This window comes from Mycobacterium sp. (assembly GCF_008709575.1).
GTDB lineage: Bacteria > Actinomycetota > Actinomycetes > Mycobacteriales > Mycobacteriaceae > Mycobacterium.
The window spans coordinates 1-19,168 of record NZ_VYIK01000068.1; the positions used below are offsets into that span (position 1 = coordinate 1).

Below are 19,168 nucleotides of genomic sequence, written 5' to 3' on the forward strand. Positions count from 1 at the left end.
CCCGCTCGGCGCTGGACGCCGGGGCGCCGGTGCTGGTGCAGGTGCCGCGCCGGGGCTATCTGCCGGCGCTGGCCTGCGGAGGCTGCCGGGCGATCGCGCGCTGCCGGCAGTGCACCGGCCCGCTGTCGCTGCCGGCCGCCGGGGTGGGCGCGGTCTGCCGATGGTGCGGCCGCGCCGAGGTGGCGCTGCGCTGCCCGCGCTGCGGATCGCAGACCGTGCGCGCCGTCGTCGTCGGCGCCCGGCGCACCGCCGAGGAACTCGGCCGGGCCTTCCCGAAAACCACGGTGATCATCTCCGGCGGCGACACCGTGGTGCGCGAGGTCGCCGCCCGCCCGGCGGTGGTGGTGGCCACCCCCGGGGCCGAGCCGCGGGCCCGCGGCGGCTTTGGGGCGGCGTTGCTGCTGGACAGCTGGGCACTGCTGGGTCGGCAGGATCTGCGCGCCGCCGAAGACGCCTTGCGGCGCTGGCTGGCCGCTGCGGCGCTGGTGCGGGCCCGCGGTGACGGCGGGGTAGTGGTGGTGGTCGCCGACTCGTCGATCCCGACCGTGCAATCGCTGATCCGCTGGGATCCGGTCGGGCACGCCGAAGCCGAGCTGGCCGCGCGCGCCGACGTCGGCTTACCGCCGAGCGGGCATCTGGCGGCCCTCGACGGCAGCGCCGAGGCGATCGCGGCGTTGCTCGAGGCGACCCGGCTACCCGAAGGGGCGCAGTTGCTCGGCCCGGTGGCGCTGCCGGCGGGGGTGCGCCGCCCGGCCGGCTCGTCGGGTTCCCGGGCCACCGACGCCCGCATGCTGGTCAAGGTTGGCCGCGAACAGGGCCTGGCATTGGCGGCGGCGCTGCGCCGCGGGCTGGCCGTGCTCAGCGCCCGACAACACCACGACACGGTGCGGGTGCAGATCGACCCGCTGCATGTCGGATGACCGGCGGTTACGCCCAGGCAGGTATGAGGTCGGTGGCGTTGTGCCGCAGCGGTTTCGAAACGAACTGACGGCGGCTGACCGGCCGGGTGCGGGTGGGCGTCCAGGCCGGCGGCACCGAGAGCGGGCCGATGCAGCCGGCGCGACCCACTGTCGCCGACGGCAGCACCGCGGACTGCGCGGGCCGGGCAAGCCCGCGCAGCGTCTGAGGCACCGCCGCCATGAGTTCGGTGGTGCCGGGAACAGCGATGTGCTGCGGCAGGAGAAACGGCGTGAGACTCGACGCGGCGGCCGATCGGTCGGCGTAGCCGTACATCGCGGCGGCGTCCTGCGCCCACATCTGCTCGTAGTCGGCCTCCACCGCCGCGATCGCGTGGGCGTGTTGGCCATAGGGGTTTCCTCGACCCATGAGTGCCAACTCGGCGCGGTTGGCCGCGATCATCGGCGGCGGCACGGTCGTCGCGACCGCGGTCTCGTAGGCGGTCGCCGCCTGCCGTGCCCGCGCGGCAGCCTCCGCGGCCGCCGCGGCGGTCTGGGTCAGCCACGACACGTGGGTAGCGGCCGTGGCGGCCATCGCCGCCGATGCCGGCCCCAGCCAAGCCTGGCCGGTCAGTGCCGCGATCACCGATCGGCACGCGGCTGCCGCGAGGTACAAGTCCTCCGCCAGGTTTTCCCACGCTCGGGCCGCGGCCAGCATGGGTGCAGAGCCCGGACCCGAACGGATGCGGTCAGAGTTGACTTCCGGGGGGAGGGAGCCGTAGTCGGGCAGCGTTCCCACGGTGTGGCTGGCCGCGATCGCGGTGTGGTGGCGGGGCCCGGCGCCGGCACTAGCGCCGGCGGTGAGACTCTGTGTCATCGACCGAACACGCGGGGAGCTCGACGATTTTGGCAACTATTTTCACCTAGCGCCCTGTAATTGTTTTTGCGAGAGTTTCCACTCATGATGTAACGAAGGCTAGCACTCAAACAGGGTCGTCGCAACGAAGGCGATACTTATTCAGCGAAGGTTTTCCTCAGTAAAGTAAGCCTTAGGTTCTTGCCCCGTCTTCATTACTCCGGCTCGCCCAACATTTGTATCAGCACTCATCGCGGTCCGGTAATTTGGCGGAGCCAGGGGTGAGATCCCGAATCCAACGACGGATCAGATTTCACCAAACCATCACAGGAAGTTTGCCAAGAAGCAAGATCTGGTTAGTTTCGCCCGCGACTACGCCATGCAACCATATCGCCACCGGCCGCACATCGAAGGGGGGCCGTTTCAGATGGAGCGTGCGAACTCTCCGCCGATGGTATAGGGCGTCGTGGAATGCGGTGCTGCTCCATTCATCGGATCCGCCATAGCAATAGGCTAACCCTTTTCGGCACCTTCAGCTGTAGCACCTCACAGCAATGTCCCAACGTCGGGACCCCTACCCATGCGGCGATCGCCGGAAGGCGCTTCGCCCGCACACCCATTTAGCTCCGACGAAAGAATCGCGAGACGATGAATTATTTGTCGAACCCGCCGGAGGTCAACTCGACTTTGATCTATACCGGTCCGGGGCCGTCCTCTTTTTTAGCTGCCGCCACCAGCTGGGACGCGGTGTCTGCGGAATTGAGCTCCGCAGCGCAAAACTATGAATCGGTTTTGTCGGCTCTGACGAGCTTGGACTGGAAAGGTCCCGCCGCGGCTGCGATGAATGCGGTTGCCCAGCAATATCAGGTGTGGTTGCAAACCACCGCCGAGGAGACAAGACAGGTCGCCGTTCAGGCTCGGGCGGCCGCAGCGGCCTTCGAACAGGCGTTGCGGGCAACAGTGCCCCCGCCGGCGGTCGCGGCCAACCGCGTCCAGCAGGCTGCCCTGGTCGCGACTAATTACCTGGGCCAAAACACCGCGGCGATCGCCGCGCTCGACGCCCAGTACGCCGACTACTGGGCTCAGGATGTCGCCGCGATGGCGGGCTATGACGCCAGCGCGGCAGCAGCCAGGCAGTTGCCGACGTTCACCTCGCCGAACCAGGCCACCAACGCGTCGGGTCTGGCGGCCCAGCACAGCGCGGTCGCCGCGGCCGGCACCAGCGCGGCCGGTTCAGCCTCGGCGAGTTCCGTGCTGTCCGGGGTGAGCGGGTCCGCTGCGGCTGTTCCGGCCCAAATAATTCCACCGATCGTCCCCGACGACTTCACCATCCTGGACGAGGTCGTCTTCCTTTTCACCGCGACAAACAGCACGAACAGTTTGACGCAGGTGGTCACCAACACCATCGGAGCGATGAACAACTTGGGGATTCTTCCCAACCTGGGAGCCGAAGCGGTCGCCGAAGAAGTGCCGGCCGCCCTCGCACCCGCCATCGCCGAAGCACCGCTCGGGGGCGCCGCGGCCAGCCTCGGCGGTGCCGGCCTGGGTGCGGGTTTAGGCGAGGTCTCGGCGACGCTCGCCCACGCCGGCACCATCGGGCCGATGTCGGTGCCGGCGAGCTGGTCGGCGCCGTCGACCAGCACTGTCACGGCCTTGGAGCCCGCGGGCATGACGATTCTTCCCGGAACCGAGGAAGTTGCGGCCTCGGGGTATCCCGGCTATCCGGGTATGCCGGGGGCGATCTCCCGCGGTTCCGGTGTCGGCGCCCCCCCGCGCTACGGTGTCCGCCTCACGGTGATGCCGCGCCCCCCGGCAGCCGGATAACCGAGTCGGGTCAAGAACCTGCCTTCTCCGCCGACCACCGATGGTGCGGCGCTGAGCGATGTGGAAGTCGGCTTGGAATGGCCCAGCGAAAGAGCTAGCGAAACAATGGATTTCGGGTTTTTGCCGCCGGAGGTCAATTCGTGGCGGATTTACACCGGGCCGGGGTCGGGTCCGCTGGCGGTGGCCGCGGGTGGGTGGGATTCGCTGTCGGCGGAGTTGGACATCGCCGCGCAGGCGTGCGGGTCGGTGCTGTCGGCCCTGACGAGTCTGGGTTGGCATGGCCCGGCGGCGCAGGCGATGTCGGGCGCGGTGGCGCCGTATCTGGCGTGGCTGGGCACCGCCGCCGAGCAGACCAAGCAGATGGCCCTGCAGGCCCGCGCGGCGGCGGCGGCCTACGAGGCGGCCCGGGCGATGTCGGTGCCGCCGGCGGCGGTCACCGCCAACCGGGTGCAGCTGGCGATGCTGGTCGCGACGAACTTCTTCGGCCAAAACGCCCCGGCAATCGCGGCCACCGAGGCGCAGTACTACCAGTACTGGGCCCAAGACGCCGCTGCGATGAACGGCTACGCCGCCGCCGCGGGGGCGGCGACCCGGTTGCCGGTGTTCGCCTCGCCCCACCAGGTCACCGACGCGTCGGGCCTGGCCGCGCAGCACAGCGCCGTGGCCGCGGCCGCGGACTCCGCCGTGGGCAGCCCGGCGCTGAGCACCGCACCGGCCGTCGCCGCGCCGACGATCCCTGCCCTGCTCCCCGCCGAGTTCACGGTCGCCGGCGGGGTTCTTTTCCTCCTGGTCGTCGTGGAGTCCATCCAGGACTTCGATGAGGTGCCCGACCAACTCCTGTCGGCCACTAACGATTTGGGCTTGCTGCCCGATTTGGGGGCGGCCGGGGCCGAGGTTGTCCCGGCGGCGCCGACACTGGTGGCGGCGCGGGTCGGACCGGCAGTGTCGGGCTGGGCCGGGGTGTCGGCGGTACTGGGTCGGGCCGGCGCGGTCGGGTCGATGTCGGTGCCGGCGGGCTGGGGGGCGTCGTCGGGTCCGGTGGCGGGGCCGGGGGAGGCCGGCCCGGCCGGTTTTTCGGCGGCCGGGGAGGTCGCCGCGCACGGTTCCGGGATGCCCGGGATGCCCGGGCTGCCGGGGGTGACTCCCTATCGGCCCACCCGCATCGTGCCCCGCTACGGCGCCCGGCTCACCGTGATGGCCCGCCCACCGGCAGCCGGATAACCCGGCGGGATCGGGCTGCGCGGCCCTCAGGCGATTCCGAACTCCTTGATCTTGCGGTAGATGGTGGCCCGTGAAATTCCCAGCGCCTGGGCGGCATCGGTCTTGCTGCCGTTGTTCTCCAAGAGACTGCGCACGATCGCGTCGCGTTCGAGTGATTCGAGCTGAGTAAGCTTGCGGCGCGCCAGCGCCCGGCACTCGGCGGGCAATTTGTCGACATCGATGGTCCCGCTGCGCTGTGTCGCCAGCGTCTCCGCCAATACCCTGCGAAGCTGCGCGACGTTGCCGGGCCATGTCAGCTTGGCGAGCTGGCGCATGGCCGCCGGTGTCAGGCGCACATTGGCTCCGTGGCTCAACTCCTGCAGCAGCCACGGCACGAGTTCGTCCAAATCTTCGATGCGGTGCCGCAACGCCGGCACCGTGACGGTGTGGTGGAAAAAGGGCAGGATAAGAGTGTCCAGCAAACCGGGATGGGTTTCGGTGTCGATCGTGGCGGCAATCCAGCCCCGGCCGGCCACGGTCTGCAAAAGCGCACCCACGGTTTCCAGCGCCTCTTCGGGCAACTCGTCGAGATCGGCGATGATGACGGCGAAAGTCTCGCCGCCGGCGAGCTCGGCCTCCAGTTCGGCGGTGAAGGCGTCGGCATTGCCGAACGCCTGATAGCGCAGCACCCGCACGGTGCGTTCGGGGGTAACGTGACGGACCACGGCCTGAGCCAGGGTGCTGCGCCCGGATCCGCGCTCGCCCTCGATGAGGGTCCACTCCAGATCTCGGTAGCAGCGTTCAACCTGTCGGCAGCACCGCAGCCAGGAGCTGCTGCGACCGGGCAGGTTCAGGAAAGCCTGAGCCCGTTGGCCGCCGGGCACCGCACCGATTTGAACGAACTGCTGAGTCTGCACGTGGAACACCGCCGCGCTGTGGACCCGACCGGGTGTCGTGACGCGCTCGGCGAGCGAAATCCGAACCGTGGTGCCGCTGGGCAGGGTGGTGATCACCGTCGGCGTCCCGGCGGACCCGGCCATCTCGGCCGCGTTACTCAGCAATACCGCCTGGTCGGCCGTGTTGAAGCCTTGCTGTAGAAGGGAATTCATCAGCACGACATCGCCGCCGATGGCCAGTACTCCGCCGCTGTAGCGGCAGTCGTGCCTTCGGTAGGCATGCAACAGCGCGGTTTCGCTCTCGCAGGCCAGCAGACCGAGCCGGTCCTCGACCTGGCGTCCGGCGCTTTTCGCCAGGGTCAAAAGATGGGGATCGGATTGGCTGGCCCAGCAGGTGAGGTCGACGGCCCCGAGGGTCCTGCCGGTGATCGGATCGCGGATCGGCCAGCCCGCGCACGCCAGGCGGCCCAAGGCACCGACATAGTGTTGACCACCTTGGATGAAAGCCGGATGGCCGGTGGCCAGCGCGGTGCCGATTCCGTTGGTTCCGGCGAACTCTTCGGCGTAGTTGAAACCACGCGCCAGCTGCACATCGTCCAGTGCGCGCATCAACGTGAGGTCGGCAGCGAACCGCTCGAGCACCAGTCCGCTCGGCGAGGTCAAGATCACGCTGACGGCCTGCGATGCCAACTCATCGGCCATCCAGCGCAGCACCGGAGTTGCCGCATGAACCAGCCGGGTATCGGTGTCCGGATCGTTGAGGTAAGGCAGGTTCAGGTGGTCGGGATCGACACGCGACGCCAGCGATCGGCGCCAGGACCGCAAAACTTCCGGCGGGACAACATCTGTTTTCAGCTCTCCACCGGCAAGAAACTGCTGTCGGGCCGATTCCACATTGTCGGCGAATGCCGTAGTCATCACACCTCGACTGGGAGCTGTTCTATATCCGTCATTAATACCACAATGTGACGCCGGTCTCAGCCGTCTCATATTGTGACACGCAGGGCCCGGATGACCCCGTAAGAATTTGAGCCATGAGCCAACGTCCACCGCTGCCCTTCGAATTCCTGCCGAAAGTGCCGACCTTCACCGTCACCAGCACCGACATCACCGACGGCAAGCCGATGCCAAAACCGCAAGCTTCCGGGCTTTTCGGTGCCGGCGGCGAGGACCGCTCCCCCCAGCTTTCGTGGTTCGGGTTCCCGCAGGAGACGAAAAGTTTCGCCGTCACCTGCTATGACCCCGACGCCCCCACCCAAAGCGGATTTTGGCATTGGGCCGTTGCCGATATTCCGGCCAGCGTCACCGAACTGCCCAGCGGTGCGGGCACTCCGGGAAGCCCCGACCTGCCGGCCGGGGCTGTCACCTTGCTCAACGACGCCAGCATCCGCGGGTACCTGGGTGCTGCGCCGCCGGCCGGGCACGGCCCGCACCGCTACATCTTCGCCGTGCACGCCGTCGACACCGAAAGCCTGGGCCTTCCCGCGGAGGCGACGCCGGCATTCCTCGGCTTCAACCTGTTCAGCCACACCCTGGCGCGCGGGATGATCATCGCCACATTCGAGCAGTAACGAAATCGGGCGCATCAACAATCCAGCCGCAGGAAAAGGTGGTTTTACGTGACAGATCACACGGCGACAGCAAAAGACGACAAAGTGTTGCTGTTTCAGGCTTTGCAGCCGGCCGAGGCGGCCAATCTGGTGGCCGTGATGAGCCGTATCGTTCCCCATCGAGACCCGCGACTCCGCGAGGTGGTCTGGTACACGGCGTTGGCGTACGACGCCCGGTTGGCGACCGATACACAGCTGCGCAACGAAATCCGGGGTCAGCTCAAAGAACTCGACCAGCAGGCGGTCGCGCAGGGGGCGGCGTCCTTTGCCGACGCCCCCGCTGAATTACAGGACACGCTGCTGAGGGCGATAGACGACACGGCGCTATTCCAAAATCTCGTCTACGCGGTAGTCGCGGATTTCTACAACCGCCATCTCGTCTGGGAGGCCATCGGGTATCCGGGATTGGCCCAGCGAGACGGGCAGGGCTTTCTCCACCGGGGATTTGACGTCGTCGACTGGGGTAAGCCGGCGGTATAAGCAAGGCCTTGGTCAGCCGGCTGGCCAGCGCAACGGCCGAACAGCGAAAGAAGGTGTCACATGGCGCGGTCTGCGGTCAAAGTGCCTCTCGACGAGGCAGTGGAAGTCGTTGTCATCGGAACGGGAGCCGGAGGCGGCAACGTCATTCGCGAGCTCTGCCTCAACGGCGTGCGAGTGGTGGCCCTGGAGGCCGGGCCACGACTGGACGCCGACAAGGACTTCGAAGAGGACGAGATAGCGATGTACAACAAGCTGACCTGGCTTGACCCTGTCATCGCCAACGGCCCGGACGTGACTCAAAGCGTGGCGTGGATCTGTAAGACGGTGGGGGGTACCACGACCCACTGGGCCGGCGCCGCGTTGCGCCTGCAACCCCACGAGTTCAAGGCCCGGACGACCTACGGCGACATCGCGGGCGCGGACCTGGTCGACTGGCCCATCGACTACGAAACGCTGGCTCCCTACTACGAGAGGGCGGAGCGTCTGCTCGGTGTCACCGGGCGGGTGCTGCCCCCCGCTCCCGCGAACACCAATTTCCTGGCTCTCAAGCGCGGGGCCGACGTGCTGGGGATCGATGCCCACCCGGGCCACATGGCCATCAACACCGAGGAATACCAGGGTCGCGGCATGTGCACCCAGCGGGGTTTCTGCTTCCAGGGCTGCCGTAACGAAGCCAAGTGGAGCAGCCTGTATGAGGCCATCCCGAAAGCCGAAGAGACCGGGTGGCTTGACCTGCGTCCGAAGTGTCAGGCGTTGTCGATCTCGACCGACGAGACGGGACGGGCGACAGGCGTGGTCTACGCCGACCCCGAGGGTCGCATCGTCGAGCAGAAGGCCCAGTTCGTGGTCGTCGCGGCCAACAGCATCCAGACTCCCCGGTTGCTGCTCAATTCGGCCAGTGCACGCTTTCCCAACGGTCTGGCCAACGGCAGCGGGGCAGTGGGCCGCTACTACATGCGCCACGTGACCGCGTCCAGCTATGCCAAGTTCCCGTATCCGATACACGCCTACAAGGGCATGACCATGATGGGCATGATCGATGCGTTCCACGACAACCAGCCCGAGAAGCGGGGATTCGTCAGCGGCTTCCATCTGGAAACCATCATGCTCGGCCCGGTCAACACCGCCATCTTCGTCAGTCCCGGACCGTTGACCTCGACCCGGGGAAGCCATGCCCTCTGGGGCGAGCCGCTGGCCGACATGATGGAGTCCTACACCCAGCTGGCCGGTTTGTGGATCGTCGGCGAGGACATGCCCCAGGCCGACAACCGCGTGACGGTCGACCCGAGCCGCAAGGACCAGTTCGGGATGCCGGTACCGGTCGTCACCGTGACCGATCACCCCAACGACACCGCCATGCGTAACTACGCGTGGGAGAAAGCCAGGGAGATCTACCAGGCGGCCGGGGCTGTCAAGGTGTGGGACACCCCGCCCTACCCGGCGACGCATAATCTGGGCACCTGCCGGATGGGCGAGGACCCCGCCACTTCGGTGGTCAACCAGTTCGGGCAAGCCCACGAGGTACCCAACTTGTTCGTCGCCGACGGCAGTGTGTTTCCCACCAGCGGATCAGAGAACCCGACTCTGACCATCAGCGCGCTGGCCATCCGGCAAGCCGAATACATCATGTCCGTGATGGCAGGGGAAGAAGATCTGGCGTCGGAGATGATGACCGTGAGCGGCTCGTAGCCGACAGGAGCCCATGGTATGACGACAAGATCACCGGGAAACGCTAAGCCGCCACGCCCGGAGACAGCCGGGGATGAGCAGACCCGGGAAACTCACTCCTGCGATCACGACGCGATCATCAAGGCCCATGTGCGGGAGTACAGCGCGATGGTGAACAACCACCTCGCCAAGTTGAAAGCCCTCACGGATCGGCATCTGGCCGAGCATCACGACATCGCTCGACGAGGCGAACTGTCCACCAAGGAATACGAAAGCGTCGGTGCGCGGCACCTGAACGAGCGCCGCAAGCTGACCGAGCAGATGCTGCAGGACCATCACAAGCTGGCCGAACGGCACCTGTCCGAAGTGGGCGCACTGTGGACACGGCATTCCCGCCAACGGCTCCACAATCTGGGCGTTGCCAAAAAAGCCGCCGGCGGGTAGCCCGCTCAGCGGGCTGACCGCCGGCTCAGCTGATGGCAGGACCCAAGCCGAGGGACTGTGGCGCGGCGGCGTCCGGAGAGGGCTGGGGGATGCCTTCGTCGAGAGGACCGAACTCGGTCATCAAAGCACGGCTGCCGCCCCAGGGTGTTTGCTCCTCCGCGACCAGCGTGTCGGTGGTGAGCAGCAAGCCGGCCACCGAAGCACCGTTTTGCAGCGCAGAACGGACCACTCGTAACGGGTCGACGACACCCAACTCGAACATGTTGCCGTAGCGGCCGTTCAGAGCGTCGAATCCCTCGTCGACATCGAGGTCGCGGATGCGGGCCACGACCTCCTCGGCGTTATAGCCGGCGTTGGCCGCGATCAAATGCGCCGGCAGGGGCAAGGTTCGGCGCACGATGTCGACGCCGGTCGCATAATCGTCGTCGCTGACGTCGAGGTCGTCGAGCGCCGCCGCGGCACGCAGCAGCGCCACTCCGCCACCGGCCACGATTCCCTCGGCCATGGCGGCGCGCGTGGCCGACAGGGCGTCTTCGACGCGGTGATCCAGCTCTTTGAGCTCGGCCGGAGTCGGCGCGCCGACCTTGATCACGGCAACCTGCCCGGCCAATGCGCCGATGCGCTGCGTCAACACGTCCTGGTCGCGGCCGTAGGTGGCCCGTTCCCGTTCGGCGCGCAACTGGGTGATCCGAAATTCCACCTGATCGGCGGTAGCGCCGCCGATGATCGCGGTGTGGTCCTTGGTGACACGTACCTGCGCCGCGCGGCCGAGCTGGTCAACCGTCATGGTCTCCAGACTGAACGCGGACTGTCGGCTGTGCACGGCGCCGCCGGTCACCGCGGCGATGTCCTCAAGCTTTTGCAGGCGCAGGTCGCCGAACCCGGGTGCGCGTACCGCGACGCACTGGTAGATGCCGTTGACGTGGTTGTGCACGAGCATGCTCAGCGCCGAGCCTTCCACGTTCTCGGCGATGATCACCAGGGGCCGCCTCTCGGCCCGCATGATCTTGTCCAGGAGCGGCATGATCTCCTGCACCTTGCTGATCTTCTCGTTGCTCAGCAGCAGGTAGGGATTGTCGACGATCGCCTCGAGCCGGCCCGCGTCCGTGACCATGTACGGTGACACATACCCGTTGTCGAACTGGAATCCTTCGACGAACTCCACGGTCATGCCCGGCTCGGCGGCTTCTTCCACCGTGACCACGCCGGACTCGCCGACGGTGTAGAGAGCCTGTGCGATCACAGCGCCCACAGCGTCGTCGTCGTTGGCCGAGATCGCTGCGACCCGCGCGTAGTCTTCTTCGGTCTTCACCGGGTGCGCCACGGACCTGAGCTTGTCGACCAGCCGACCCACGGCCAGGTCGATCCCGCGCTTGATCAGCACCGGGTTGCCGCCCTGATTGATCGCGCGCATGCCTTCGCTGACAATGCCCTGCGCGATGACCGTGGCGGTGGTGGTCCCGTCGCCGACGAGGTCGTTGGTTTTGATCGCCGCTTCTTTGACCAGTTGTGCGCCCATGTCCTCGAACTGGTCTTTCAGGTGGATTTCGCGCGCGATGGTCACCCCGTCGTTGGTGACCACCGGCGAACCGGTGACCTTTTCCAGTATCACATTGCGCCCTTTGGGGCCGAGCGTGGTCTTTACCGCATCAGCGAGCTGATCGACGCCGGATTGCAGCAGGCTGCGGGCGGTCGGTCCGAAGCGTAGCTCCTTGGCCATGGGCTCCTCCTAACGAGACAACAAGTCGAACGGTTGGGTGTCAAACGGTTTGGTTAGGCCGAACCCAGGATCAAGCCGGTGCGGGCGGTTGCGGCCCGGTCGCCGAAAACGGCAAGATGGTGTGGCCGGCGAACCGGCCACACCAACCTCGCTTCCAGAGTTACTCGGCCGCGACAAGATCGAAGCCAAGATACTCCGCCGCGTCCTCCGGGTTGGCGAACAGCAGTGCCCGGTCGTCCAAGAAGACCATCCGGCCGTAGTGCGTCGACATGTTCTCCTCGAACTCGGCCTGGTTGAACCACCCCGGCTCCTCGCCGGCCGCCTCGTCGATTTCCGAGTAGAGCACCTCGATCTTGTTCTTGCCGTCGACGCGGATCAGCGACGGCAACGGTGAATGCACCTTGACGTTGGGCTTATGGCGCATGACCTCGGCGATGACCTCGCCGACCTGGTTGTTCATCAGCGTAAAGCCGCACTCGTTGGACGGTGTGTTGTCCGCCTTGAACGGACTCGGCACCGGCTTCTTCAGCGGGTTTTCGGTCGTCGATGTCATTGAGCCAGCTCCTTCGGGGTGTCCAGGTGAAGTTTTTCGAGGATCTCGGTGAACCGGGTCTTGACGCGGTCCAGGCCGTCCTCGAACCGGGGTGGTTTCGCGTCCGGCTGCGACCACAACGGCTGCAGCTTGCGCGCCGCGCCGATGCACCGCGGCACCCACGTCGACAGCCACGACTGCATCGTCGACTTGTTGTGGTCGGCAAACTCCTTGTCCTCGACCAAAAGCCGGAACATCTCCAGCGTGTAGCGCAAATCACGCTCGGAGAAGTCGTATTCTTCGGCGCTGATCAGCGTCGGGGTCACGAAGTCGCCGTTCTCCGGCGCCGCCTGCTGGACGAGATGGCTGCGGAACAATTCTCCGACCAGCGGCTGAAACACGATGTTGGTCGCGAAAGCGGCTTCTGCCCAGTCGTAGATCGCGGTCAGCCCTTCGACGGTTTCGCGCACACCCTGCCAGGCGGCATCGTTGTTCCACGTGTTCAGGTGCGCGCTGCCGTCGAAGGAGTCGATCTCCTCGGACAGCGTCAGGTTGTACAACGCGAGGTCCTGCGCGGCGCGGATGAGGTGCATCCCGTTGACCGAGAGGGCGTTGTTGTGCATGTTCGTCGGCGCCCGCCGGTTAGCCTTGATGAACACGTACATACCCAACCCGTGGTCGACGTGCATCCAGGCACCGACGTGCTGGGCGACGAATTCGACCCAGCGGGCCCGCCACTGCTCGAACGCCTTGGTGTTGCGGGCCGCTTCGATGTTCTGGTTCAGTTGCCGCACCACGTTGGAGATGTTGCGGTAAATGGTGAGTTCCCACTCCTCGTTGGGGTCGCGGAACTCATGCCAGCCCAGTGCCGGCCAGCCGAATCCTGCCGTGCCCGATCCGGGTTTGCGCTCGGGCTCGCCGCGGTCGGTGCCGAACGCTTTGAGGGCCGTCCACTCGAGTGGGTAGGCGCTTTTACCGTCTGCCCAGGCGTAGAGCCATCCCTGGGCCAGCCAGCGACGGGTGTCGGGCTGAACGTCGACGGTCACGTCCTCGTAGTGTGTCTGCTTGCGCTTGGCCGGAACGTAATAGTTGAAGTCGCGGGCGTCGGAGTCCGGGAACTCTTTTGCCCCCGCCTCTGCATCGGTGAACTGAACCTTGGGGACGCTGCGCCCCTCCACGGTGGTCATCAATCTTCCCTTCGTTGGTGATTGGTTACTACGGTGCTCATCACTTTCTCCTTCACTTGTGATCCCCGATGCCGACGGACTGGTCAGGCATCCGCCGGCTCTCCTGTCGTGGTGAACTTGTCGTAGAAGATGCGCGCACCATCCACGCCAAGGGCGGGCAGGAGTTCTAGCGCCGCTTCCACCATCGGCGGCGGACCGCACACGTAACAGTCGGCCCCGTCGAGGTTGGACTCCAAGCGCCGCACGACGTCGGTGATCAACCCGGTCTCACCCGTCCAGTCGTCGTTGCCATCGGGTTCGGAAAGTGCAGGGATATAACGGAATCCCGGCAATTTCTCTTCCAGTGCCCGCAACTCGTCTTCGAAGCACAAATCACGGTGGGTGCGCACACCGTAGTAGAACCGTGCCGCACGGTCGATGCCGCGCTCGGCCATCGAGCGCAGCACCGACAGTATCGGTGCGATACCCGCGCCGCCGCCGACGAAGACCAGGTCCGCCCCGGGGTTGTCCCGCAACGTGAACATCCCGTATGGACCCTTGATGGCCAAACGATCGCCGGGTGCCACCTGGTGTTCGAGGATCTGCGAGAACAGCCCGTCCGGATAGATCTTGATGACGAATTCCAGCAGTCCGTTCTGCGGCGAGGACGTGTTGGCCATCGAGAACGACCGCACCTCGTCGCTGCCCGGGACCGTGAAATCCACGTATTGACCCGGGAAGAACTTGAATTCGGCTCCGTCGAGCAGCCGCACAACCAAATGACACATATCGTGCGTGACGTGCGTCTTCGAGACCACCTCAACTTTGGCTTCCTGGATCGGCAAGCCCGACTTGATCATCTCCTCGTCGTAGTTGAGGAGCTCGATCGTGACGTCCTCGTACGCGTGCGCACGGCAGAGCAGCACATACCCTTCGTCTTTTTCGAATTCCGGCAGCGCGAACGTCGAATACCGTTCGTGTTCAATGTCTTCGCCGTCGAGGAGAAAGGACTTGCATGCCGCGCACTGGCCTTCTTTGCAGCCGTGCATGAGCATGATGCCTTGCTCGAAGGCGGCCTCCAGTATCGTCTTGTCCTCCGGCACCTCGATCTCGACGCCCACCGGCTCGAAGCGCACCAAATGCTTGCTGCTCAACGGTTCTCCATCCGTAAATGTTGGGTGGTGCTGCAAATCCAGCATTGCAGCACCACCCAAGCATTTGCCGCTATCCTGTCCGCTTTACTCCGGGCACCGGAGTCTCGGCGTAGCGGCCGGCCGGGCCGCCGAGCCGGTAGTCCTGAGCCCACAGCTCACGCTCGGCATCGGTCATCTCGTTCAGCAAGATATTGGGGCTCGCGTAGGCCGGGCATTTGCGGATGTCGTCGAGCGTCCACATGTCTTTCGGATCCAGACTCAGGTGCGGTTGGGCCGTGCACGTCTTGCCGTCGTCACGGACATAGCCGCAATCCTGCATGATGTCGGCGAAATTCCATCCGTGGAACAGGGTCTCCCATTCCCGCTTACCTGACAGTTTGCCCATGTTGGGAGTCGGGCGCCCGTTGTAGGTAGGTCGGAAGGCGACCGCATCGGTCCAATGGCAGGTCTCCGAACAGTACGTCCGCCACTGTCCGTCCACCTTGTCATAGACCATGTCCTCACGGATCAGACACGGAACCATGCATGTCCAGCACCGGTGCGGATAGTAGTAGTTCACCGACTCGGCCTCGAAGGCGATGGGCAGATGCCCGTTCGGCTTCGACAGTCGGGCGTAGTTCTCCCACCACTTGCCGTACTTGTCGTACCAGCCCGGGTACTTGTACTCGAACCATTCGAAATCTTCGTCGGTCATCGGGTCGATGCGCCAGTAGTTCGCGATCCATCCGGTGGCGAAGAATTGCGCCACCTCGTGGACATAGCCTTTGTTCCAAATGCGGTTCCAGGCTTCCTCCACCAGGTCGTGCGGCACCTTGAGACCGTACTTCTCCAGCGGAATGAGGTAGCTGCGGTAGTAGTCGTCGTAGATCCACCGACGCCACATCTCCGCGTAGCTTTCCCGGTCCTTGCGCCGGTCCTTGGTGCCGTACTCGATGAACGTCCCGATCGCCGCGTCGACGACGGCGTGGTTGTTCCACCAGGCGTACCGCAGATCGCGTTCGAGCAATTCCCGGTTCTCCTCGTCGGCCAGGGCCATCAGCAACGTCGCGTACCCGTTGCTGATGTGGCGCGACTCGTCGGATTGCACCGAGTGGAACACGGTCGGCAGCAAGTAGTCGCCGTTTGCGGCGGCTTCGCCGGGCATGGCCACGAACAACGTGTTGGTAAAGGCCGTCTCGGCGACGATCGTCAGATACATGCTGGCCGCCGTGATCGCGTCACCGGTGATAAATCCTTCGGCGAATTGGCGTCCGATGGTGCCGGCATAGTTGTTCTGGAAAGAGCGCAGGCTCGAGTTGAAACCGGCCGGATCGATGTAGTTCTTCATGTAGATGCGCTTGAGATTCTGCTGAATCGTCGAGTGACGAACCTCGTCGATCATCTGAATCGCAGCCGTATTGTGTATTTCCGGGTTGGGGACGACGTCCATGATCAGCGGCATCGCCCGGGCGGCGGAAATTTCCGGAAGCGGTATGATCGATAGGAAGAGTTTCTGCCATTCCATCCACCGCTGCTGCACCTGGCGGAACATATTTCCGCGAATAGCGCCGTCCTCAGCGCCGTAGACACGGTGGTCTTTTTCCTCTTCCATGGGGAAGTATGACCTCAGAACCTGCTTGAGCGGATCCTTCTTCGGCGCCTTCCGGAAAGTGTAGTCAGTTCCGAAGTGCTTCTGCGGCTCGTGATACATAGGTGTCCAGGACAGCTCCTGAATCTTTTGGTGGGCTTTCGCCACACTTTGGCGACTCATATTTTCTCCTCACTTGTGTGATTCTTTCGTCCGTTGCTGCATCGATTTGGCCGCCGCTTTTAGCAATCTTGTATGTCACCGAGGGCAGGGAACCTGCGCCGGGCGACGGCCGACAGCGTCCGGAGTGATTTCTATTTCAGCCGAGATGCCCGCAGGCGGTCGTATCAGTCTGAGACTGAGCCGGGGAAGAACCTCGCTCGAAGCTCCGCCAGCTCGGCGTCGCGCCGCTTCGACACCCAGGCCTCGTCGGCCAATGCCGGCCTAATGCCCAAGGCGTTGAGCAGGGCGCCGGCCGGCTGGGCCGGGTCAGTTTCTCCCAGCACCGGTTGCAGACCCTGCTCGGCCAAATGTTTGAAAACCAGATTGACTATGGTCCACGGGTTGTATGTTTCACGCGGTGAATCGCCGGGTGCGTTCATGACCGTACTTCCTCAGGTGATCACGGTTTGTGCGGTTGGCTGCCGCATAAACATCTTGTCACCCCTGATGGTCCGAGGTCTATCAATCCTCATCGGCGAAAAGGATTTTCGCCTTGGTCCGCAGTCTCAGACTGAGACGCCGGTGCAGTTGCATTCCCGATGGATCACACGCTGTGATCACATATGGCCGGCAGGGCGAAAACAGGGAGGTGAGCTGATACCGTGATGTCCGCTCGGGCCGAGATCATGACAGCGCTGGCCGGCATCGTCGGCCAGGATTCGGTTTCAGCGCGGTCGGTGGACCTCGATGACGGCGTGGTCACCGTGCACCTACAGCTGCCGGCGGCATTCTCGTCGTCGAATTTCGCCTATCTGCTTGCGTGCGAGGCGCGAGATGCGCTGCGGAAGGTCGACGACCTCGCTCAGCTGCGGGTGCTGATCCACGGTCATCACGACAGCGAAAGGATCAACGTTTGGCTGGCCACCGACGCCGGTCACGCGGGTGCAGAAGCCGACGACAGCCTTGCCGCGCTGCGTCAGACCTGTCTGCGCAGGGCCCACGCTGCCGCGATAGAGCGATGCGTATCGGTGCTGGTAGCACAGCAGGGGTTGAACTCCGAGCGGGTTCGCCGGCTTACCTTACGTGACCTGCCCGACGGCGAAGCCAAAAACGCGCTGCTTCGCCGGCGGTTCGCCCTGGGGCTCAGCATGTGCCCTAATGCCCGGGTCGTCACCGTCGATCAGGGCAACATCGAAGAAATATCACCGCAAGCGGCCGAGCCGCGATTCATCCATACCGGAACGAGGGACCCACAATGAAAGCTGTACAAGTTGTCGGATACCACACAAAGCTTGTGCTGGCTGATGTTCCCGAACCAAAGATAGAAGGTCCGCTGGATGTGATCGTCCGGATTGGCGGAGCCGGTGTATGCCGCACCGACTTGCATATCCTCGAAGGTCAGTGGGAAGCCAAGTCCGGTGTCGAATTGCCCTACACGATCGGACACGAGAATGCCGGATGGGTGCACCGCATCGGCGAAGCGGTCACCAACGTGAAAATCGGCGATAAGGTGATCTTGCATCCGCTGATCACCTGCGGCCTGTGCCGCGCCTGCCGATTCGGCGACGACATGCACTGCGAGAATGGCCGATTCCCCGGTATCGACACTGACGGGGGATATGCGGAGTACCTGCGGACCACCGCGCGCAGTGTCGTCAGGATCGACGACAGTCTTGAGCCGGCCGATGTCGCGGCGCTTGCCGACGCGGGCCTGACCGCATATCACGCCGCCGCCAAGGTGGCGCGGTCCACGCGGCCCGGTGATGTCTGCGTGGTGATCGGTGCCGGCGGTCTCGGGCACATCGGAATCCAAGTGCTCAAGGCGATCTCCGCAGTGACGGTCATCGTCGTCGACCGTAATCCGGCTGCGGTCGAACTTGCCGGACAGATCGGCGCCGACAAGGCTATCGTTGCCGACGGCACCCACGTGCAACAGGTGCTTGACCTCACCGGCGGCCACGGTGCCGAGGCGGTCCTCGATTTCGTCGGCGAAGGCGGAGCCACCAAGGAAGGCGTGGCGATGCTACGGCGGGCCGGCAACTACTTCGTGGTGGGTTACGGCGAGAACATCGATGTGCCCACCATCGACGTGATCTCCAGCGAGATCAACTTCATCGGCAATCTCGTCGGCACCTACAACGACTTGCAGGAGTTGATGATTCTCGCCGCGCAAGGCAAGGTCTTGCTCCACACCAGCAAGTATCCGCTGGTGGATTTCCAGCGCGCGCTCGATGATCTCGATGCCGGAAAGGTGCGGGGTCGCGCCATCCTGGTGCCCTGACGGGATGCCTCGATGCGGGTGAGCCGTATCACCGGCCCACGCGGCGAGCGTAACGCCAGCGTCACGATGGGCGGCGAGCGTGACGCCAGTGTCACGGTCGCTATGTCATAACCAGGCCAGTCATAACCAGGCCATAACCGGAGCTCACCCGAAGGTAACTCTGCTACCTGCAGACCGGTGCGCTACTGGAACTATTGTTTCTGTTTTTGTGCTTGCTTGAGCATGAAGACCGCCGCTCGTTTGAGCGCGTCACGTTTCTTGGTGGCTTCGGCAAGCGCCTTACGCAGTTTGTCGAGTTCTTCGCGTTCCTCGGCACTCAACGGCCCGGTGCGAGTCGGCCGGTGATGATGTGGCGGGGTGTACCGGCTCCTGAGGTGGCTGTGACCAGCCGGCTCTGCGGCCCACGGTGGCAGCGCCCTGGCACGCACCCGCGACCGCAGCGGTGTCGAACCGCTGTTGCTCGACGTGTTGACGACGCCGGCCATCGGAGGCACGCCCATCATGCCTGCCGGTGCGGCCGCGGCGGGTGACGTCGCGCCCAGCGGCATTGCCGTGGCGGCAAGCCGGATCGCCGGAGACGCGCTGCCCCACGAGGGCGGCACCGACAACTTCCCGACCGAACCCGCCTCGCCCAAACCCGCCGACACCGCGGCCGGACCCGCCAAACCCGATGCGCCCGCCAAACCCGATGCGCCCGCCACCGGCGCGGAAG

Annotated in this window: 17 protein-coding genes and 2 pseudogenes; 10 read left to right on the forward strand and 9 right to left on the reverse strand. The window is 64.9% G+C overall.

All coding sequences use genetic code 11. The features are described 5' to 3' along the window. A pseudogene (locus tag F6Q13_RS14440) lies at window positions 1–920 on the forward strand (primosome assembly protein PriA); the annotation flags it as partial. Window positions 921–927: 7 nt separating this feature from the next. On the opposite strand, the gene F6Q13_RS14445 reads toward F6Q13_RS14440, so the two are convergent. Continuing rightward, window positions 928–1,773 (reverse strand): PPE family protein, encoded by an 846-nt coding sequence (locus tag F6Q13_RS14445; protein ID WP_293057750.1) that lies wholly within the window; start codon window positions 1,771–1,773, stop codon window positions 928–930. A gap of 627 nt (window positions 1,774–2,400) precedes the next feature. Between F6Q13_RS14445 and F6Q13_RS14450 the strand changes: the two genes are divergently transcribed. Further along, window positions 2,401–3,576, forward strand: a complete 1,176-nt coding sequence (locus F6Q13_RS14450; protein ID WP_293057753.1) for a PPE family protein — start codon at window positions 2,401–2,403, stop codon at window positions 3,574–3,576. A 105-nt stretch (window positions 3,577–3,681) separates the two neighbouring features. Beyond that, window positions 3,682–4,797, forward strand: coding sequence for a PPE family protein (locus F6Q13_RS14455; RefSeq protein WP_293057756.1), 1,116 nt, complete (start codon window positions 3,682–3,684; stop codon window positions 4,795–4,797). Between the two features lie 26 nt (window positions 4,798–4,823). Here F6Q13_RS14455 and F6Q13_RS14460 read toward each other — a convergent pair whose 3' ends face one another. Continuing rightward, window positions 4,824–6,590: a helix-turn-helix domain-containing protein gene (locus F6Q13_RS14460; protein WP_293057759.1), complete on the reverse strand. Its 1,767-nt coding sequence runs from the start codon at window positions 6,588–6,590 to the stop codon at window positions 4,824–4,826. A 116-nt stretch (window positions 6,591–6,706) separates the two neighbouring features. On the opposite strand from F6Q13_RS14460, the gene F6Q13_RS14465 reads away from it, so the two are divergent. The 4 genes from F6Q13_RS14465 to F6Q13_RS14480 are packed head-to-tail and all read left to right on the forward strand — an operon-like array spanning window position 6,707 to window position 9,874. Continuing rightward, on the forward strand, window positions 6,707–7,243 hold the full coding sequence (locus F6Q13_RS14465; protein ID WP_293057762.1) for a YbhB/YbcL family Raf kinase inhibitor-like protein: 537 nt from the start codon (window positions 6,707–6,709) through the stop codon (window positions 7,241–7,243). A 48-nt stretch (window positions 7,244–7,291) separates the two neighbouring features. Next, window positions 7,292–7,762, forward strand: a complete 471-nt coding sequence (locus tag F6Q13_RS14470) for a gluconate 2-dehydrogenase subunit 3 family protein (RefSeq protein ID WP_293057765.1) — start codon at window positions 7,292–7,294, stop codon at window positions 7,760–7,762. A gap of 60 nt (window positions 7,763–7,822) precedes the next feature. Then, window positions 7,823–9,451 (forward strand): GMC family oxidoreductase, encoded by a 1,629-nt coding sequence (locus F6Q13_RS14475; RefSeq protein ID WP_293057768.1) that lies wholly within the window; start codon window positions 7,823–7,825, stop codon window positions 9,449–9,451. 18 nt (window positions 9,452–9,469) lie between these two features. Next, complete coding sequence (locus F6Q13_RS14480) at window positions 9,470–9,874, forward strand: hypothetical protein (protein WP_293057771.1); 405 nt, start codon at window positions 9,470–9,472, stop codon at window positions 9,872–9,874. Between the two features lie 25 nt (window positions 9,875–9,899). Here the strand turns inward: F6Q13_RS14480 and groL are convergent, their stop codons facing one another. The 6 genes from groL to F6Q13_RS14510 all read right to left on the reverse strand — a co-directional run bounded on the left by groL (window position 9,900) and on the right by F6Q13_RS14510 (window position 16,615). Continuing rightward, window positions 9,900–11,594, reverse strand: a complete 1,695-nt coding sequence (gene groL / locus F6Q13_RS14485; protein WP_293057774.1) for a chaperonin GroEL — start codon at window positions 11,592–11,594, stop codon at window positions 9,900–9,902. A gap of 160 nt (window positions 11,595–11,754) precedes the next feature. Then, complete coding sequence (gene mimD, locus F6Q13_RS14490) at window positions 11,755–12,147, reverse strand: propane 2-monooxygenase effector subunit MimD (protein WP_293057777.1); 393 nt, start codon at window positions 12,145–12,147, stop codon at window positions 11,755–11,757. Then, window positions 12,144–13,313: a toluene hydroxylase gene (locus F6Q13_RS14495; protein ID WP_293057780.1), complete on the reverse strand. Its 1,170-nt coding sequence runs from the start codon at window positions 13,311–13,313 to the stop codon at window positions 12,144–12,146. The genes mimD and F6Q13_RS14495 overlap by 4 nt, the downstream gene beginning before the upstream one ends. A gap of 83 nt (window positions 13,314–13,396) precedes the next feature. Then, window positions 13,397–14,446, reverse strand: a complete 1,050-nt coding sequence (locus tag F6Q13_RS14500) for an NADH:ubiquinone reductase (Na(+)-transporting) subunit F (protein WP_293057795.1) — start codon at window positions 14,444–14,446, stop codon at window positions 13,397–13,399. Between the two features lie 70 nt (window positions 14,447–14,516). Continuing rightward, window positions 14,517–16,196 (reverse strand): methane monooxygenase, encoded by a 1,680-nt coding sequence (locus F6Q13_RS14505; protein WP_293057783.1) that lies wholly within the window; start codon window positions 16,194–16,196, stop codon window positions 14,517–14,519. A 164-nt stretch (window positions 16,197–16,360) separates the two neighbouring features. Further along, window positions 16,361–16,615: a hypothetical protein gene (locus tag F6Q13_RS14510; RefSeq protein ID WP_293057786.1), complete on the reverse strand. Its 255-nt coding sequence runs from the start codon at window positions 16,613–16,615 to the stop codon at window positions 16,361–16,363. A gap of 225 nt (window positions 16,616–16,840) precedes the next feature. Between F6Q13_RS14510 and F6Q13_RS14515 the strand changes: the two genes are divergently transcribed. Together F6Q13_RS14515 and F6Q13_RS14520 are read left to right on the forward strand one after the other, a co-directional pair. Continuing rightward, on the forward strand, window positions 16,841–17,434 hold the full coding sequence (locus F6Q13_RS14515) for a metal-sulfur cluster biosynthetic enzyme (RefSeq protein WP_293057789.1): 594 nt from the start codon (window positions 16,841–16,843) through the stop codon (window positions 17,432–17,434). Continuing rightward, the gene (locus F6Q13_RS14520; protein ID WP_293057792.1) at window positions 17,431–18,456 is read left to right on the forward strand and encodes an NAD(P)-dependent alcohol dehydrogenase; all 1,026 of its coding nucleotides are present in this window, start codon (window positions 17,431–17,433) and stop codon (window positions 18,454–18,456) included. Before F6Q13_RS14515 ends, F6Q13_RS14520 begins: the two co-directional genes overlap by 4 nt. A gap of 191 nt (window positions 18,457–18,647) precedes the next feature. On the opposite strand, the gene F6Q13_RS14525 is transcribed toward F6Q13_RS14520, so the two are convergent. Further along, window positions 18,648–19,058: a hypothetical protein gene (locus tag F6Q13_RS14525; protein WP_293057798.1), complete on the reverse strand. Its 411-nt coding sequence runs from the start codon at window positions 19,056–19,058 to the stop codon at window positions 18,648–18,650. Here F6Q13_RS14525 and F6Q13_RS14530 point away from each other — a divergent pair. Continuing rightward, a pseudogene (locus tag F6Q13_RS14530) lies at window positions 18,958–19,168 on the forward strand (hypothetical protein); the annotation flags it as partial. The gene F6Q13_RS14525 and the pseudogene F6Q13_RS14530 sit on opposite strands and share 101 nt — an antisense overlap.

What these genes read in the sequence shown, in the direction of transcription:
- F6Q13_RS14445 (WP_293057750.1), bottom strand. Translation starts at nt 1,773, where the DNA reads ATGACACAGAGTCTCACCGCCGGCGCTAGTGCCGGCGCCGGGCCCCGC.
- F6Q13_RS14450 (WP_293057753.1), top strand. Translation starts at nt 2,401, where the DNA reads ATGAATTATTTGTCGAACCCGCCGGAGGTCAACTCGACTTTGATCTAT.
- F6Q13_RS14455 (WP_293057756.1), top strand. Translation starts at nt 3,682, where the DNA reads ATGGATTTCGGGTTTTTGCCGCCGGAGGTCAATTCGTGGCGGATTTAC.
- F6Q13_RS14460 (WP_293057759.1), bottom strand. Translation starts at nt 6,590, where the DNA reads ATGACTACGGCATTCGCCGACAATGTGGAATCGGCCCGACAGCAGTTT.
- F6Q13_RS14465 (WP_293057762.1), top strand. Translation starts at nt 6,707, where the DNA reads ATGAGCCAACGTCCACCGCTGCCCTTCGAATTCCTGCCGAAAGTGCCG.
- F6Q13_RS14475 (WP_293057768.1), top strand. Translation starts at nt 7,823, where the DNA reads ATGGCGCGGTCTGCGGTCAAAGTGCCTCTCGACGAGGCAGTGGAAGTC.
- F6Q13_RS14480 (WP_293057771.1), top strand. Translation starts at nt 9,470, where the DNA reads ATGACGACAAGATCACCGGGAAACGCTAAGCCGCCACGCCCGGAGACA.
- groL (WP_293057774.1), bottom strand. Translation starts at nt 11,594, where the DNA reads ATGGCCAAGGAGCTACGCTTCGGACCGACCGCCCGCAGCCTGCTGCAA.
- mimD (WP_293057777.1), bottom strand. Translation starts at nt 12,147, where the DNA reads ATGACATCGACGACCGAAAACCCGCTGAAGAAGCCGGTGCCGAGTCCG.
- F6Q13_RS14495 (WP_293057780.1), bottom strand. Translation starts at nt 13,313, where the DNA reads ATGACCACCGTGGAGGGGCGCAGCGTCCCCAAGGTTCAGTTCACCGAT.
- F6Q13_RS14505 (WP_293057783.1), bottom strand. Translation starts at nt 16,196, where the DNA reads ATGAGTCGCCAAAGTGTGGCGAAAGCCCACCAAAAGATTCAGGAGCTG.
- F6Q13_RS14510 (WP_293057786.1), bottom strand. Translation starts at nt 16,615, where the DNA reads ATGAACGCACCCGGCGATTCACCGCGTGAAACATACAACCCGTGGACC.
- F6Q13_RS14515 (WP_293057789.1), top strand. Translation starts at nt 16,841, where the DNA reads ATGTCCGCTCGGGCCGAGATCATGACAGCGCTGGCCGGCATCGTCGGC.
- F6Q13_RS14520 (WP_293057792.1), top strand. Translation starts at nt 17,431, where the DNA reads ATGAAAGCTGTACAAGTTGTCGGATACCACACAAAGCTTGTGCTGGCT.